This window comes from Planctobacterium marinum (genome assembly GCF_020687805.1).
Taxonomy (GTDB): domain Bacteria; phylum Pseudomonadota; class Gammaproteobacteria; order Enterobacterales; family Alteromonadaceae; genus Planctobacterium; species Planctobacterium marinum.
This window is the reverse complement of the sequence record NZ_JAJEWQ010000005.1, coordinates 77717-93357: the sequence shown is the minus strand read 5'-3', so window position 1 is coordinate 93357 and position 15641 is coordinate 77717. Positions and strand designations below refer to the sequence as shown.

18 protein-coding genes are annotated in these 15641 nt (G+C 48.7%); 9 read left to right on the top strand and 9 right to left on the bottom strand.

All coding sequences use genetic code 11. The features are described 5' to 3' along the window. The first annotated feature begins 7 nt into the window (after nucleotides 1-7). The 7 genes from LJ740_RS16660 (at nucleotide 8) to LJ740_RS16630 (ending at nucleotide 7261) form a co-directional block, all read left to right on the top strand. Nucleotides 8-904, top strand: coding sequence for a LysR family transcriptional regulator (locus tag LJ740_RS16660; RefSeq protein WP_229530257.1), 897 nt, complete (start codon nucleotides 8-10; stop codon nucleotides 902-904). Between the two features lie 130 nt (nucleotides 905-1034). Next, nucleotides 1035-1961, top strand: a complete 927-nt coding sequence (locus tag LJ740_RS16655) for a MipA/OmpV family protein (RefSeq protein WP_229530256.1) — start codon at nucleotides 1035-1037, stop codon at nucleotides 1959-1961. A gap of 10 nt (nucleotides 1962-1971) precedes the next feature. Beyond that, nucleotides 1972-2388, top strand: coding sequence for a DUF3019 domain-containing protein (locus LJ740_RS16650; protein WP_229530255.1), 417 nt, complete (start codon nucleotides 1972-1974; stop codon nucleotides 2386-2388). 4 nt (nucleotides 2389-2392) lie between these two features. Next, nucleotides 2393-3112, top strand: coding sequence for a response regulator (locus LJ740_RS16645; protein ID WP_229530254.1), 720 nt, complete (start codon nucleotides 2393-2395; stop codon nucleotides 3110-3112). Further along, nucleotides 3113-4405: an ATP-binding protein gene (locus LJ740_RS23345; protein WP_229530253.1), complete on the top strand. Its 1293-nt coding sequence runs from the start codon at nucleotides 3113-3115 to the stop codon at nucleotides 4403-4405. It abuts the gene before it with no gap. A 158-nt stretch (nucleotides 4406-4563) separates the two neighbouring features. Beyond that, on the top strand, nucleotides 4564-6123 hold the full coding sequence (locus LJ740_RS16635) for a serine hydrolase domain-containing protein (protein WP_229530252.1): 1560 nt from the start codon (nucleotides 4564-4566) through the stop codon (nucleotides 6121-6123). Nucleotides 6124-6430: 307 nt separating this feature from the next. Next, nucleotides 6431-7261 carry a flagellin N-terminal helical domain-containing protein gene (locus LJ740_RS16630; RefSeq protein WP_229530251.1) on the top strand — a complete coding sequence of 277 codons (831 nt, stop codon included), beginning with the start codon at nucleotides 6431-6433 and terminating at the stop codon, nucleotides 7259-7261. Between the two features lie 197 nt (nucleotides 7262-7458). On the opposite strand, the gene LJ740_RS16625 is transcribed toward LJ740_RS16630, so the two are convergent. The 8 genes from LJ740_RS16625 to LJ740_RS16590 form a co-directional block, all read right to left on the bottom strand. Then, entirely contained in the window at nucleotides 7459-7995 is a 537-nt protein-coding gene (locus LJ740_RS16625) for a DUF3833 domain-containing protein (RefSeq protein WP_229530250.1), read from the bottom strand. 23 nt (nucleotides 7996-8018) lie between these two features. Then, the gene (locus LJ740_RS16620) at nucleotides 8019-8540 is read right to left on the bottom strand and encodes a chalcone isomerase family protein (protein ID WP_229530249.1); all 522 of its coding nucleotides are present in this window, start codon (nucleotides 8538-8540) and stop codon (nucleotides 8019-8021) included. Then, nucleotides 8524-9030: a DUF2878 domain-containing protein gene (locus LJ740_RS16615; protein ID WP_229530248.1), complete on the bottom strand. Its 507-nt coding sequence runs from the start codon at nucleotides 9028-9030 to the stop codon at nucleotides 8524-8526. The genes LJ740_RS16620 and LJ740_RS16615 overlap by 17 nt, the downstream gene beginning before the upstream one ends. A 6-nt stretch (nucleotides 9031-9036) precedes the next feature. Further along, nucleotides 9037-10260, bottom strand: coding sequence for a class I SAM-dependent methyltransferase (locus LJ740_RS16610; protein ID WP_377307113.1), 1224 nt, complete (start codon nucleotides 10258-10260; stop codon nucleotides 9037-9039). A 20-nt stretch (nucleotides 10261-10280) separates the two neighbouring features. Then, nucleotides 10281-11024 carry an SDR family NAD(P)-dependent oxidoreductase gene (locus LJ740_RS16605; protein ID WP_229530246.1) on the bottom strand — a complete coding sequence of 248 codons (744 nt, stop codon included), beginning with the start codon at nucleotides 11022-11024 and terminating at the stop codon, nucleotides 10281-10283. 77 nt (nucleotides 11025-11101) lie between these two features. Continuing rightward, nucleotides 11102-12052, bottom strand: a complete 951-nt coding sequence (pip, locus tag LJ740_RS16600; protein ID WP_229530245.1) for a prolyl aminopeptidase — start codon at nucleotides 12050-12052, stop codon at nucleotides 11102-11104. Nucleotides 12053-12111: 59 nt separating this feature from the next. Continuing rightward, nucleotides 12112-12759: a flavin reductase family protein gene (locus tag LJ740_RS16595; RefSeq protein WP_377307099.1), complete on the bottom strand. Its 648-nt coding sequence runs from the start codon at nucleotides 12757-12759 to the stop codon at nucleotides 12112-12114. 61 nt (nucleotides 12760-12820) lie between these two features. Then, nucleotides 12821-13189 carry a hypothetical protein gene (locus tag LJ740_RS16590; RefSeq protein ID WP_229530244.1) on the bottom strand — a complete coding sequence of 123 codons (369 nt, stop codon included), beginning with the start codon at nucleotides 13187-13189 and terminating at the stop codon, nucleotides 12821-12823. 192 nt (nucleotides 13190-13381) lie between these two features. Between LJ740_RS16590 and LJ740_RS16585 the strand changes: the two genes are divergently transcribed. Beyond that, complete coding sequence (locus tag LJ740_RS16585; protein WP_324255628.1) at nucleotides 13382-13753, top strand: MerC domain-containing protein; 372 nt, start codon at nucleotides 13382-13384, stop codon at nucleotides 13751-13753. 2 nt (nucleotides 13754-13755) lie between these two features. Further along, entirely contained in the window at nucleotides 13756-14484 is a 729-nt protein-coding gene (locus LJ740_RS16580) for a ZrgA family zinc uptake protein (protein ID WP_229530242.1), read from the top strand. 44 nt (nucleotides 14485-14528) lie between these two features. On the opposite strand, the gene LJ740_RS16575 is transcribed toward LJ740_RS16580, so the two are convergent. Further along, nucleotides 14529-15620, bottom strand: coding sequence for a methyl-accepting chemotaxis protein (locus LJ740_RS16575; protein WP_229530241.1), 1092 nt, complete (start codon nucleotides 15618-15620; stop codon nucleotides 14529-14531). Nucleotides 15621-15641: the final 21 nt, after the last annotated feature.

Genomic DNA, 15641 nt, shown 5'->3' with positions numbered 1-15641 from the left:
CATGTTTATGTTAGAGCGCAGCGACCTGATGCTGATCGACGCCATTGATCGCCTGGGGACAGTAACCAAAGCGGCCGACGAGTTGTATTTGTCGCAGTCGGCCATCAGTCACGCCATCAAAAGACTGGAAACCACCATGGGAGTGAAATTCTGGAAAAAGTCCGGACGCAACCTGGTGCTGACACCGGCAGGCAAACGCCTGCTGACTCATGCCCGGCGGTTACTGCCACAGTTTGAGCACATTGAGCAGGAAATCAGTGGTTTTAAATCCGGTGTGCAGGGTAAGTTGCGCATTGGCATGGAGTGTTACCCCTGTTTTCAATGGCTGTTAAAAATCGTGGCCCCGTTTTTAAAGGCTTATCCGCAGGTGGATGTGGATGTCTTAAAAGAATTCCAGTTTGCGGGCCTGGCGGGGTTATTCAATTATGATATTGATATTTTGGTGACCCCTGACCCGGTGTTTCGCCCTGGCCTGGAATTCATTCCGGTGTTTGCTTATGAGCAGGTACTGGTGGTGAACTCGCAACATGCACTGTTGCAAAAGCCGTTTGCCGAACCGCGGGATTTATTACAGGAAACCTTGCTCAGCTATCCCATTGAAGACAGCCGCCTGGATATTTATACGCAGTTTCTGTTGCCGGTGGGTGGCAGCGTGCGCAAACACAAAAAAATAGAGAATACCGAGATTATTTTACAGATGGTGGCGGCCAACCGTGGCGTAACCGTATTACCTCGCTGGTTGATAGAGGAACATCGCGAACAGTTCGACATCAGTGCTTTACCTTTGGGCAATACCGGTATTCACAAACAAATCTATCTGGGCGTGCGGGAAGATAGCGACCCGCCAAAATTTCAGCGGGACTTCGTGTCGCTTGCGCTGGAAGGCAAGTTACTGCAGCCCTGATTTTTAGCGATGCCGGTTAACCGGTATGGCCATCAGATACACACTGATACATTCAGACACCAGCCGTTACGACCCGGCCGGACAAATTTACGTAAGATTGACCCACTTTAAAATAACTTGTGAATAACACATGGACTACAAACACACATTTAATCTATTGATATTGGGGCTGCTATTGCTGCTGCCTGCCTCGTTACTCCAGGCTGACGAAGTCAGCGAAAGCGGTGATAGTGAACTGGAAAGCTTTTTCGCTATCAGTTTGATTGGCGGAGTCAGTGAAACCAATCAACTGGATCAGAACTTTAACCGGGTTAATACCACCGAGAGTTTTTTAGCGGTTAACCTGGAAATGCAGCTGCGCTGGAAAGGCTTTTTTTACGAAAACCCAGGTAACAGCCAGGAAAATGTTGACGGCCTGTTTTCCGGCGATGCCATTGGTTACAACTTTTACAACACCCGCAACTGGGCAGTGGATCTCTACGCGGTACATGCACATGGCGGCGGTGAATTCGTCTTTGATGGCATCGAGCAGTTGTACGATGAAGAGGGTGAGCCGGCGGGCATAAATGTACACAGGTTAACACTGCCACGCGACAGCAATTATCGCCTGGGTGTGCGAGCTACGGGTTATTTCTCCGATTATCTGATGCAGTTTATTGCTACGCCTGTCAGTTTCGAGGATGAAATTGGTGGCTTTGGATTGTCTGCATCAATACGCCGCACCTGGCTGTATAAAAACTGGAATTTCTATGGCACGGTGGGGCTGAATTATCAAAGCAGCGACATTATTGATTATTACTGGGGGTTATCAGATAGCGAGTCGGCGCAAATCGAAGACCACATGCGCAGAACGGATACGCCATATAAACCCTACGAAGCTGACGGCGGTGTGATGGCTGTAGGACAAGTCGGCTTTGAATACCCGCTTACTGAACACCTGGTGTTTGGTGGTTTTATTACCAGTGTTTTGCGACCCGACGCAGTCACAGACAGTCCCCTCAGTTCTGAAGGGCGCTTAGTCTCTACTGCTGGTTTGTCTGTGACTTATGTGTTTTAAGGAGCAGAGCATGAACCAGAAATTCCTTAAAACCGATAATTTCAGTTACCTTGTTGGCTTATGTCTGAGTCTGTTTCTGGGCTTATTGCCATGGCAAAGTCAGGCACAACAGGAGGCACTGTACACACTGACATTAAGCCCTGAAAAGTGTGTGGCATTGCGGCAGGGGCAAACCTGCTATGTGGACATTAGCTTAAACTGGAAAGCGCAGGAAAAAGCCAACTATTGCCTGTTTGCTGCCAGCCAGGAGACACCGTTACAGTGCTGGCAGGAAGCCGCCGAAGGTGAGCTCAACATGGAGTTTTCCAGTAGCGAAAACACCTGGTTTTACCTGAAACGTCAACAGGCAGTGCTGGCGCAGGTGGAATTGAAAATGGCCTGGGTGTATAAAAGCAAACGATCTTCAGTGACCTGGCGAGTGTTTTAATCCTGTGAGCGCAAGTGTACAAAATACCATTTTACTGGTGGAAGACGATGAAGAACTGGCCCACTGGACTCAGGAATACCTGAGTAACAAGGGGTTCAATGTGCAGGTGACGGCCTCCGGTGTGGATGCCGTTGCCAGAATAAACAGCAGTCCACCGGACCTGGTATTGCTCGATGGAATGTTGCCGGATCTGGATGGGTTGGATGTGTGCCGACAGGTACGCCCTACGTTTGCTAATCCCATCATTATGCTAACCGCCAGAGATGAGGAAATTGACGAGGTCCTCGGTCTGGAGGTGGGAGCCGATGATTACATTACCAAACCGGTGCGGGCCAGAGCTTTGCTGGCGCGTATACGGGGTCATCTCAGGCGCAATCAAAGCCAGGTACAGCACAATCAGCAAGCCGGGCCTGTTTCACAAATCCGGTTAAATGAACTGCTGATTGATAAGCAAAACCTCTCGGTGACATTGCGCGGGCAGGCGGTTTCCATTACCTCTGCGGAATTTGATGTTCTCTGGTTACTGGCTGAAAAGGCCGGTGAGGTGGTATCACGACAGGAGCTGGTGAATCAGTTGCGGGGTTTTGATTATGATGGATTCGATCGATCTATTGACCTGCGCGTTTCCCGCATCAGAAAAAAGCTGGGGGATGATCCCAATGAGCCTTATCTGATCAAAACCATTTGGGGCAAAGGTTACCTGTTTGCCAGGGAAAGCTGGTAAGTGCGCTGGCTCAGTATCTCATTGGTGACCATGGTGTTGGTGGCCACCATTGGCCTGGGGTGGGTTTTCGATTTGGCCTATCAGCATTATGCGGACACGGACGCCGATGAGTCACAGGAGGAAATTCAACAGGCTGAGACCCTGACCCGGCAATTGGCACACACCCTGTCCCGCACCGGGGATATCGCCGGATTTATTGCGCACTGGCAATCCGATGAGGGTTATCAGTTGCGCCATGTTTCGCTGCAGGAATTGGTGTTACCCGAATCTCTTGAGCATTATCTGCAAACCGGAAACTCTCTGAACCTGGAATCTGATACGGATATCAGCATTCACTACCTTATCCCGCACTCTGACCAGGTTTTAATATTGCAATTACCTGTTGTGGAGAACCCGGTTAGTCACCTGTCAGGCCGGTATTGGTTTACTTCGGTTTTTTATCTGTTGCTGATTGCCCTGTTTCTGCTTTGGGCAAAGCCGCTGGTGGATCGGCTGCTGCAATTGCGTAAAACTGCCCGGGCCTTTGGCAAAGGTGAACTGAGCCAGCGAATCGACGTAGGTAAGGTGTCTTATATCAGTGATCTGGAAATCGAGTTCAATCACATGGCACAACGCATCGAAGACCTGGTATCGGATGTAAAACTCCTGAGCTCAGCGGTATCACATGATTTGCGAACACCGCTGGCGCGCATTCGCATGGGGCTGGACACCTTGAGCGAAGAATCCGATCCGCTGAAGCGTCAGCAATATGAAGAGCGCATTAACGAACACATTGACGATATGGTGGAGTTGATTGAAACTTTGCTGGGCTACGCCAGGCTCGATCAGGCCATGCTACATCTGGAAAAGCGGGAAGTCGATCTGGCAGCGTTGCTGGAAAAATCATTGGCTAAAAAAGCGCAACCCCGCAAATCTCTGACACTACAGATTGCAGAAACTACCGGTTCAATGGGAGTTGATGGCGACCCTACCTATCTGAAAATGCTGTTGACGAACCTGTTGCAAAATGCCGCTCAACACGCCACTGAACAGGTTTTGGTGCAGCTGGCGCGTGACACCAGCCAGGTTACCTTGCGTATCAGTGACGACGGGCCGGGGATACCACCAGAGCTGCGCAGCGATATCTTTAAACCCTTTGTACGTAGTCGCCACAACACCCATAAAGGTCACGGTGTAGGTTTAGCCATTTGTAAAAGAGTGGTGGACTGGCATCAGGGCAGTATTGAGGTACAGCAAAGCGAATCCCTTCAGGGGGCCGAGTTTGTGGTGAAATTACCCGCGAACCGTCAGTAAACTAAGTGCCACTCACGGCACAACCGAACCGACTCTGCTAGTTGTATCTCATCGATACATTTTGAAAAAGTCCGGTACAAGCCCATACAGCATTCCGGGTTCGGCGCTTTTACACTGTGTGCAGTTAAAAGATTTAACACTACACAGGAAGCAATATAATGTTAAAACGTATTTCTCTTATTTCATTGGCGGTGCTGGGTTTAGCCGCTTGTGGTGGCTCTTCAGGCTCCAATGTAACACCTGTTACACCGACACCCTCACCTACGCCTGATCCCGACCCGGTTTTTGCAGCGGTAACCAGTGCCGCTCAAGCCGAGATGCAAAGCAATGAATCTGCAGCGGTTTCTGTTGCCATCTACAAAGACGGTGAAGTGGTTTATGCCGAAGCTTTTGGTAACAATCAATGGAACAATGGCCAGCCGGTGTCCAAAGACACATTGTTCCAGCTGGGATCTACCACCAAGATGTTTACCAGTCTGGCGACGATGCAAATGGTGGAGCAGGGGGTTTTTACCACGCAGGATACCTTGACCAGCACTCTGCCTGGTATTCAGTATGCCCCTGAGCAAACGCTGGGTTGGAACGATATCAACATCGCTCATCTGATGAGCCACATGGGCGGATTTTCTGATGATTATCAGGCCATGACAGACAACAGCGAATTACTGAGCTACATGCTTGAGCAATATGCTGAGGCCAATCCGCAAATGGTGGAACCGGGGCAGTTTTTTAATTACAACAATCCGGGCTACTCCTACCTGGGTGCCATTCTGGAGTATGTTAGTCAGCAGGATTTTCGCGATCTGATGGCACAATCTGTTTTTGAGCCTCTGGGCATGAACCGCACCACCATGCACAAATCAGAGGTGATCAGTGATGGCAATTTTGCGTTGGGGGTTTATCAAAACAACGCCGGCAATGCCCAGGGGTACAGCAGCCTGAATCAGTTGCAGGACTGGCTGCCGGTAATTCCTGCAGGCGTTTACAGCTGGTCTACACCCAGCGAGTTGTTAAAAATGGCTGAATTTTTGATGTCGGGGAACAGCGATGTGTTGGCCGATGAATACCGACAGGAAATGACGAAAGCGCAGGTACCCATGGAGCAAGCCGGGCTACCACTCAGTTATGGCTACGGCATTTTTGTAGACCAGGGATTTGCTTACAACAATCGCTGGTATCCCGCCACCGTCTGGCAACATGGCGGTAATACTAGGGGTTACACCTCAATGTTTTGGATGTTGCCGGAAGAGAATATCGCAGTGTCCATCATGAGTAGTGGTGACAGTGATTATTATATCGAAACCATGATCGCCGCGCTTAAGAGTGTTATGACACTTCCGGAATCACAGCCCATGCCCTACGGAGAGGTGGATGCCAGTACTTTTGATCGTCATGTAGGTACCTATGATGCCGGAGTCGTCACTATTAAGATCAGTAACAACAACGGCGTTTTACGGGTCAACGTACCTGAAATGGATGCTGAAGGCATTAATTACAGCCCAATATTGCAGGCAATTGGTGAAAATACCTTTTTGGCTAATGCCGATGGCGAAATGATGGATCTCACTTTCTTTCCCGCAACGCCAGACGGAGAATCTGTTTATATCCGCAATCGCAGTTTTGTGGCGATACGGGTGGGTAGCGAGCTATCCGAACGCCCGGCGCAAGCTCGCCAGTTAAAAACCAGCTCACCGGCCAGTAAAATCATCTTGGACTAGGGGCATTCAATAATACCCGGTCGGACTCAGGTTCGACCGGATTGCTAAAATTTTTCTGTGATATTCAATTTAACTGAAAACTACAACCTTCTGTTTTATCTACATTTCTCAAAAAAGTACAAAAAACCTTCAAGGAAATTTTTGCCGGTACGATAACCCTAAGTGAGAGAGCCAGTGACAATCACTTAATAAAACCAATAAACGGGTGATTGTTGAATATTAACGATTTGACTGTACGACGACAGTCACCGGTAAAGCCCAAATACCTCACAAGCTGATCCGGATCGAGAGTGTAGGAGAGAGACAAATGTCTTTATTTGTAAATACTAACGTATCTTCATTGAACGCCCAGCGTCAATTATTCGATTCAGGCAACGCCCTTTCAACTTCGTTTGAGCGTTTGTCTTCCGGTTTCCGTATCAATCGCGCTGCAGACGATGCCGCCGGTTTACAGATCACCGACCGTTTTACCTCACAAATTCAGGGCCTTGACCAGTCAGTGCGTAACGCCAATGATGCGATTTCAATGGTGCAAACGGCGGAAGGTGCTTTGCAGGAAACCACCACGGCATTGCAACGTATTCGTACTTTGGCTATTCAGTCTCAAAACGGTATCAATTCATCTGCTGACAGAACCGCTTTACAACAGGAAGTTACCGCATTAGTTGCAGAATTATCAAGAATTGGTACAGATACCCAATTTGCCGGTAATGCCATCTTAAGCGGTAGTTTCTCCGCAGCGTTCCAGGTGGGTGCCAATGCTGGTCAAACGATTTCTGTTAACTTGTCGTCTTCAAACGGTGCCAGCTTTGGTGCATCAGGCTTAGGTGTCGGCACAGTTGATATCTCAACAGCTACGGGTGCTTCAGGTGCATTGACTGCGATTGATACTGCCATTTCATCCATTGGTGCTCAACGGGCTGAGCTGGGTGCTTTGCAAAACCGTTTCCAGTCTACAATCCGTAACCTGAGCAACGTATCAGAGAACCTGTCCGGTGCCCGTTCACGTATCAAAGATACGGACTTCGCCACTGAAACAGCGAACCTGACGCGTAATCAGATTATCCAGCAGGCCAGTACCACGGTACTTGCACAGGCTAATCAGCGTCCGCAATCAGCGCTGTCACTGTTGGGTTAATCATCCTGGGTGGGGTAAAGGCCCCACCAATAATTCTATTTTTAATCAGTGTGTCGGACAAACATCCGGCCCGTGGGAAATGTTAACCGCCAGGAGGTAGTGTGAGAACCCTTTAAGGCAGGAGAACATTTCCGAGAGTTTCGCTCACTCTCTCCTAACGTCGGAGCGTTTAGCCGGAATAGTGTATTCCGGCTTTTTTAGTTTCGCTTTTCGATGATCAGGGTGATTTCCCCCACCTCTATGCCAAACTTGTTGATGCTGGTACGATTGAGCAACCGGTCTTCGCTGATCAAATAGAGCCAGTCATCCAGGTGTACGTTTAAGGTGTCGCCGTCGTAGGGGATAGTCAGCTCGTATTGCCAGCGAAAAACGGCTCCACGGGTTTGCCCTTGCGCCACACCCACCACATCACCGGCCGTACCTGTATAGCGCCCATTGCCTAGATCGTTCAGGGTCCAGATGCGGGTTTGTTGTTCGCCATCATCAAAGTAAAACACTTCGTCAAGGGTACCGGTATTACCTTGCCAGGAGGCTTTAATGTCGGCGCTGAAGCGACGGGTCATCTTGCCGGACATATCCTGCACCATTCCGTAGACTTTCAAATCGCCATTGAAAAACGTCTTCAGATCCAGTCGGGGTTCCGTAGCGGCATAGTCGCTAACGTCAACTGCACTGCAGGCAGATAAAATCAATGACAAACCGAGTATGAAATACCTGAATAGTTTATTTTGCATAGGAGACTCCTGTTTTGGGAGGATTAGTTTTGGCCAATGAGTTGTTTTCTGACATCCGGCGCGCTGGTGTTGGGGGATAACCAGATAGCCAGAAATGCCCGGGCAAACTGTTGATCACTCAGTGTCCCCAGTTGTTCATCATTGAAATAAAAGTAGCTGATTTGTGCTTCGTCTATGTACAGGGTTAACGATTGTTGACGTTTGACATCCGGCCAGAGCTGTTGCAGTTCTGCAGTCCAGGCAAGGACTTTTTGTTCATCATAAAAGCCCAGTTTCTGCCACTGTTTTACGGTTTCTTCGATCAGTTGTTGTTTTGAAAAGTCCCTGAGATAGGTGAGCTTCAAAGCCACCGGAAACTGATCCGACTGATAGATACCATTAGCAGAATACAATCGGGCTTCGTAAATATCCCAAAACAGCACACTTAATTTTCCCTCACCCACCAGTTGCATTGAAGGCCAGGGCGGGGACTGCGGTGACGCCGCCAGATGGCCGCTGATTAAAAACATTCCGGCAGCTAACAACAGACTACGCCAGGTTTTCATGCCCTGTGCCTCTTTCGACCAGTTTGTAAAAAACCGGCAGCAGGGTCCCCCACGCCAGTACCAGTATCAGGACCGTAATCCAAAGACCCTGGGCCAGTTCAACAGCGCCAAAGCGTGATCCTGATAAATAACTGAGCGTACCGCCGATGGCACCCAGTGGCACCTGCCAATACAGGGGTTTGTTTGCCAGCCATGCCATGCTGTAGCGCAGTGTCAGAACAAAGCCTATCCAGAGGCAGATCAACCAGAAGGGAAATTGGTTTTCGTCAAAGACATAAATGCCTGCCTGCATCAGGGTGAAGTCCAAAGCGATCCCCGCCAGAATCGCTTTATAGGTATGTGATAAATCGGTTTTGCGGTTGGGGCTGAGAATAAAATGCAACAGTAACAGGCAGGCACACACCCAGTTGTTCTGGAATATGACCGCGGCTATCCACAACAACTGGAACAGCACAAAGTTGGCAATGTTAAACTGTTTTGCCGAAAGCATTGGCAACTACCCTGAAAACTGAGGTTTGCGGCTTACCAGATGCACTGTGCTGATGGCTCTTTGCAAAAAGCCTCCTTCGCAATAACACAGGTAATAGGTCCAGAGTCGCTTAAACTGCTGATCAAACCCTTCCTGGGCCAGTTGTGGCCAGGCGGCAAGGAACTTCTCCCGCCAGTCGGCAAGGGTCCTCGCATAGTGCAGCCCGATATCGTGCAATTCGTGGATCACCATGTCGGTGTTGTTGGTTAAACACTGGCTCATACGTTGCACTGAGGGCAGACACCCCCCGGGAAAAATGTAAGTCTGAATAAAATCCACTTCTTTGCGATAGTGTTCGTAGCGTTGGTCGGCGATGGTGATGGCCTGAATTAACAGCAACCCCTCTGGCTTTAACAGATCGCTGCACTGTTTGAAAAAGCCATCCAGGTATTCGTGACCCACAGCTTCAATCATCTCAATACTCACCAGTTTGTCGAACTGCCCGGATAACTTGCGGTAGTCCTGTTTCAGCAGGGTAATTTTGTCCTGTAAACCGGCTTTTGCAATGCGTTGCTGCGCGTAGTCGTGCTGCGCATCAGAAATGGTGGTAGTGGTCACATTCACAGCGTAATGCTTTGCCATATATACCGCCAGTCCGCCCCAACCGGTGCCGATTTCCAGTACGGATTCGCCAGGTTGCAATTGCAGCCGCTGACAGATGGTTTCCATTTTGTGGATTTGAGCACTTTCCAGATCTGTCATAGTTTCCGGGTAGATGGCACTGGAATACTGCATTTGGCTATCTAAAAAGCGTTTATAGAGATGATTACCCAGATCGTAATGGGCAAGAATATTCTTTTTTGCCTGGGTCTCATTATTGCGATTTTTGAACTTCTTCAGGAAGTAACCAAGCCGTACCAGCGCACCGAATTTCTTTTCCACTGCATCCAGGGCGTTTTGGTTGGCCACAAAAAATTCAATGACCCGGGTCAGGTCAGGAGAGTTCCACTTTCCGGCGACATAATCTTCGGCAATACCAATGCTGCCTTTGAACATCAGTGTCTTGAATATCTGGCGGTCATAAACCTGTACTTCAGCTTTGAGCTGTGCGTCTTTATCGCCAAACTGAAAAACTTCTTCACCCAGCTTCATGGTTAGCAGCCCGGCTGTGGCTCTGGCCAGTAGTTTAAAGACCATGTTCTGGAAAAAATCACTACTGCGAGTGGCGGTCAGACGTGTTTTTGTTTGAATTTGTTGCACAGGATTCTCCGTTAAGGCTGAGACTGAGTACTGGTCTGCATTTTTTGCGCTATCGCTCGCCAGATTGGAGCGGGTAATGCAGCCAGTAGTTTTAAAATCATAGTAAAGAAATAGGGAAAATGGATTTCACTCCGCCGTTTTGCCAACCCTGCTATGATGGCGTTAGAGGCATATTCAGTGCTGACCTGCATCGGCATGTCAAAGTCATTTTTGTCGGTCAGCGGGGTTTTCACAAAACCCGGGCTGATCAAACTCACCGCAATATTGTGAGGCTTGAGTTCGATGGCAAGGGTTTTGGCCAGGTAGCTTACCCCGGCTTTAGCTGAACCATAGGCAGTGGCTCTGGGAAAGGGTAAATAAGCGGCGCTGGAGCTGACGATGCCGAGTTGGCCACCCGATTTGATTTTGGGTAACAGGGCTTCAAGGCAATAACCAATGGCAACCAGGTTAACTTTGATGATGCGCTCAAACAGCGCTGCGTCGAATTGCATCGGGTTATCAATGTATTCGCAGTTACCGGCGTTTAACAACAGCAGATCCAGTTGTCCTGTTATCTCGCTTGCTGCCTGATGCACCTGTTGAGTGTCAGTGACATCAAAAACCAGTGGCACAATATTATCCTGTGCTTTGTGCAATGCCTGCAGTTTGTCGCTATTGCGGCCACAGGCATAAACTTGCCAACCTTGTCTGGCGTAGTCACCAGCCAGTTGTTCACCAATGCCTGAAGAAGCCCCTGTAATCAGTACCTGTTTCATATCCGAACAATAGAATTGCGAATTTGATAAGGTTTACGCTGCAGGGGTTCAAATGGGTCACTTTCGCCTGAAAATTTTTAACGTGCTTTTAACTGTTCTGTGATGGCGACCAGTTTGTCCACCATGCCAGGTTCTGTGGGGATATGGGCGCCACCCTCCACTATGTGCAGCTGGCTATCTGGCATACTTTGATGGATATCCCAGGCGCTGCGCAGGGGGCAAATCACATCGTAGCGCCCATGTACTATGTGAGTAGGGATATGACTAATTTTGTCTGCGTTTTGCAACACATAGTTATCATCTTCCAGAAAGAATTTGTGGTGGGCAAAATGACATTCAGTGCGGGCCAGCGACAGCATCTTATCGCTGGCGGTAATATCACGACTGGACTCAGAACCGGGTATCAAAGTCATGGTATTTGCACCGTAACTTGCCCAGGTCAATGCAGCTGCACGGGCAATCTGAGGGTCCTGATGGGTAAGCAATTGGTAGTAGGCGGCAACAATTTCAGCATCATCATTACCGTTCACCGGGGCTTTAAATTCCGCCCACTTATCGGGAAATAGTTGCGCTGTGCCGGTACCACCATAAACCCAGTCCAAATCTGTTTGGCGACCTAGAAATACCCCTCTGAGTACCAGTGACGACACGGAATCTGGGTATTTTATCGCGTAACACAGAGCCAATAAGCTACCCCAACTGCCACCCATTACCAGCCATTTGTCGATCGCCAGATGTTTGCGTAGCTTTTCCAGATCTTCGACAATTTGCCTGGTATCGTTCTCTTTGAGTTCCGCATAGGGCTTACTGCGCCCAGCGCCGCGTTGGTCAGGCAACACTATCCGGTAGTGGGAAGCATCAAAAAAGTGACGGTAAATGGGCAGTATGCCGAGTCCTGGACCACCGTGCAGAAACAGCGCTGCCTGGCCCTCGGGATTACCGACCTGTTCATAGTGGATTTCATGTAAATCGGAGACCTGAAGTTTACCTTCACTGTATGGCTCAATAGCAGGAAAAAGGGTTTTCAAAATGACTATCTCGTGAAATCAAAAAACAAGATAGTAACCTATTTTTACCTGTTGCTTATCTAATCTTTGCTAAAGGTGAGTTCTTCCGGCCAGCTATCGGGCTTGGCATAGGTTAGTCGGGTTAGCTTTTTTGTGGTGTGGTAACGATCCAACCCGGAAATGGCGACACTACCTAACTTCTCAATATCGATACTGCCATCGGGCTCTATGGCCATTTCGTCGGTTTGAACTAACACCACTTTACCGATAATCAGTTCGGTTTGGTTGATTTCCAGCAACTGGATTTCCTCTACCTGTAATCCTATTTTCAGGCAACTCTGTGCCACAAATGGGGCACTGAAGCCGCTTACATAGCTGGGAGTCAGCCCGGTTTCCGCGAATTCACTAACTTCGGCATCATAACGGGCTGAGCACTGGTGAGCGGCATGTACCATCTGTTCAGAAACCTGATTGAGGGTGTAAAATCCTGAATGCTTAATATTGTTCACCGTGTCTCTGCGCACTGTTTGGGGCCGGGTGATCATGCCCATCAATGCCGGATCGGCGCCAATGTGAAACACCGAACTCACAATGGCTAAGTTTTCCACACCGTCTGAGTTTACTGTGCCCACCAGGTTGGCGCTTTTAAAGCCTGATAAGGAGTTGATGAACATAGCGCGGTAGCGTTGCTGCATGGACTGTATGTCCGCATGGTGCCAGGTTTTCAAGATTTTGCCCTTTGGTTGGATAGGGATAGTGGCATTGTAAACGCGCGGACTCGCGCTAAGATCAGTCTAAAAGAAAATTCATCGCAGTGCTGCAGTCTGCAAAGATTTCCGCCTGCCAGTCTGAGCCGGTCAGGCCTTCGATATAAATTCTGGAAAATCGGATGATGTTTTCGTCTTCTACGACAATCGCGATTTTCAAAGGCCCCTGAATAAATGACTCGTTTTTATCCAGCAGGGCGATTCTTCTGATTTCTTCTTCACTGAAGGAAGCACTCTGCACATCCAGGTAATTGTACAAATGACCAATACAGTTTAGGTCGGTCCATTGCTCATAGATCTCTTTGTCCAGTGCAACCAGGTCTTCAGTCCCGATATGGCCATTAAACACAACGTTGATGACCTGATTTTCCAGAGACAATTGATAGGGCATGTACGCTCTGCATTATTTTTTCGTCAAACTATACACAAAGAGTAGTATGAATTGATCGCCTTGTAATCAATTAAATTTAACGATTAGTTAACAATGTCATTCAGGAAAGCCCGGAAAAAACTGGAAATTTAGGTTGCGAATTCTCTGAAATGTTATATTATCACCCACCCAGATTAATCAGGTTGAACATCCGTGCGCGATATTATTGGTACAGTTTTGTCAAGTTTATGCATTGTACATTGTGTGTTAAGCGCAGTGTTATTAGTGCTTGGTGGAACCGGTGTCATTTCTGCCACCTGGCATACGTCTGAGATCCATTTGGTCTTTTTCCTGCCGGTATTGTTGTTCGCAACCCTGAGTTTCCCGCACGCCCGTCGTCAACATGGCGATAAGCAACCGCTGCTTTTAGGTGTGATTGGGTTAGTGTTATTAACCATTTCCTTGATGCTGGAAATGATCTGGCACCTGCACGTTTTAGAAACCATCTTGACGGTTATCGGCGGTGGCATTTTGATCTATGCCCATCAGATGAATCGTCGCCTGTCGGCACTGCAACCCTCCTGATAATGACAACAAAAGCGAGTCGTACTATGCGTACCGCACTGATTTGCACTCTATTTGCGTTGAATACAATGGCAGCCCATGGTCAGTCTGCTCATACCCATGGCGAAGTTGAACTTCAGATTGTTGGTGAAAACCATCAGGTATCTGTTTCACTCAGTAGTCCATTAGCTAATATCGTGGGGTTTGAATACCGCCCGGAAATGCCGGAAGATAAATGGCTGCTCAATAGTGCTGTTGCAGACCTGAAAGGAGCTGAGTGGATGGTGTTAAGCGGTACAGAGTGTGCGTTAACCTCTACAGAAGTGCGATACTCATGGCAGGATAGTGAGGCTGAGCATGGCCATCCGCCAAAGCACGAGCACCACGATAAGCACGAGCACCATGATAAGCACGAGCACCATGATAAGCACGAGCACCATGATAAGCACGAGCACCATGATAAGCACGAGCACCATGATAAGCATGAGCATCATGATAAGCACGAACATCACGATAAGCACGAGCATCATGATAAGCACGAGCATCATGATGAGCATGAACACCCTGAAGACGAACATGCGGAAATCACCGTTAACTACTTATATCAATGTGCGTCCCAGTCACCTGAATCTGTGCAGGTAACGCTTCAGACGCTGTTTCCGGGGATTGAGCAGGTACGTTTACAATGGATTACTGAGGCCGGCCAGGGGGCAGCCGTCATTAATTCTGCACAACAGGTTATTGAATTTTAGTGACGTTGGGACCCGAAGGTCCCGATTTTGTCACTGTGACAAGGCTAATCTTTCCAGTCGCGGCCCAGTTGATCCAGGATGGACAATACTTTCTCGCTGGCACTTTCCATTTTGATTAAATATTTGATGGCGGCATCCTGATTGCCATTTTGCGCTTCTTTCATGGCTGCGACACCACTGCGATGCACTTCCGCGTGAGGCGCGTCGAGGTCGCTGAAAGCTTTGTTGCGACTAAATATTTCTCTGCCAGATCCCTGATACCATTGGCCTAGACGGCAACTGCTGTGATCGGAAAAGTCATTGATGTCCTTGCTACTTTGTCCCTGCAACACGGCATAAACATCAGCCTTCCAGACAATGTGATCCAGTTTTACCGTCTGAATAAAAGTGCGATGTGTGGTATCGGAAATCGCCTCTTTCATTGAGCTGCAGCAATCCACAATAGCGGAGTAATGCTCATTAAGCTGACCGACCCCGTCGGACAGGCTTTCGTTGTTGCCTTTAAGCTCATCAACGGCACTGACGGCGTATTTGGTGGAACTGATAATATTTGTGACCAGGTCGGCTACTTCACTGGCGGACTTGTTTGTTTCCGTCGCCAGGCTTCGGACCTCATCGGCAACCACGCTGAACCCTCGCCCAGCGTCACCGGCTCGCGCGGCTTCGATGGCGGCGTTGAGGGCCAGTAAGTTGGTTTGATCAGAAATACTGGTGATAGTGGAGACAAATTTGTTGATGCTGTCGGCTTTTTCCGACAACCCGTTGATACTGCTGGTCATGCCGCCCATCTTGTTCCCCATCTCTTCCATAGAGGCAACAATGCTGGCTAATGAGCTGGAGGAAGTATCGAATAATTCGGCTACCTGACGCACCGACTGCGATTCTTCGTCAATGCGCTGAAAAGAGCTGAGTACCGTTTCGCGAACGCCTTCTACCTGGCGCAGCGAGCCTGACATACATTTAACTAACTCCGTTTCATAGTCATTGCTGATTTCTTTTTTGGCGTACAGTTCTTCTTTCAGGGCGCGGTTTTCTTTTTCCAGATGAGCTAACGAATCTTCCAGCTCTCGTAACTGAGAGCGCAGGCTCGCGCTTTCATCAAGCGCACTTTGGTGGGTTGTGGCAAGTACAAACATAGGTGCTCTAAACTTTATTGC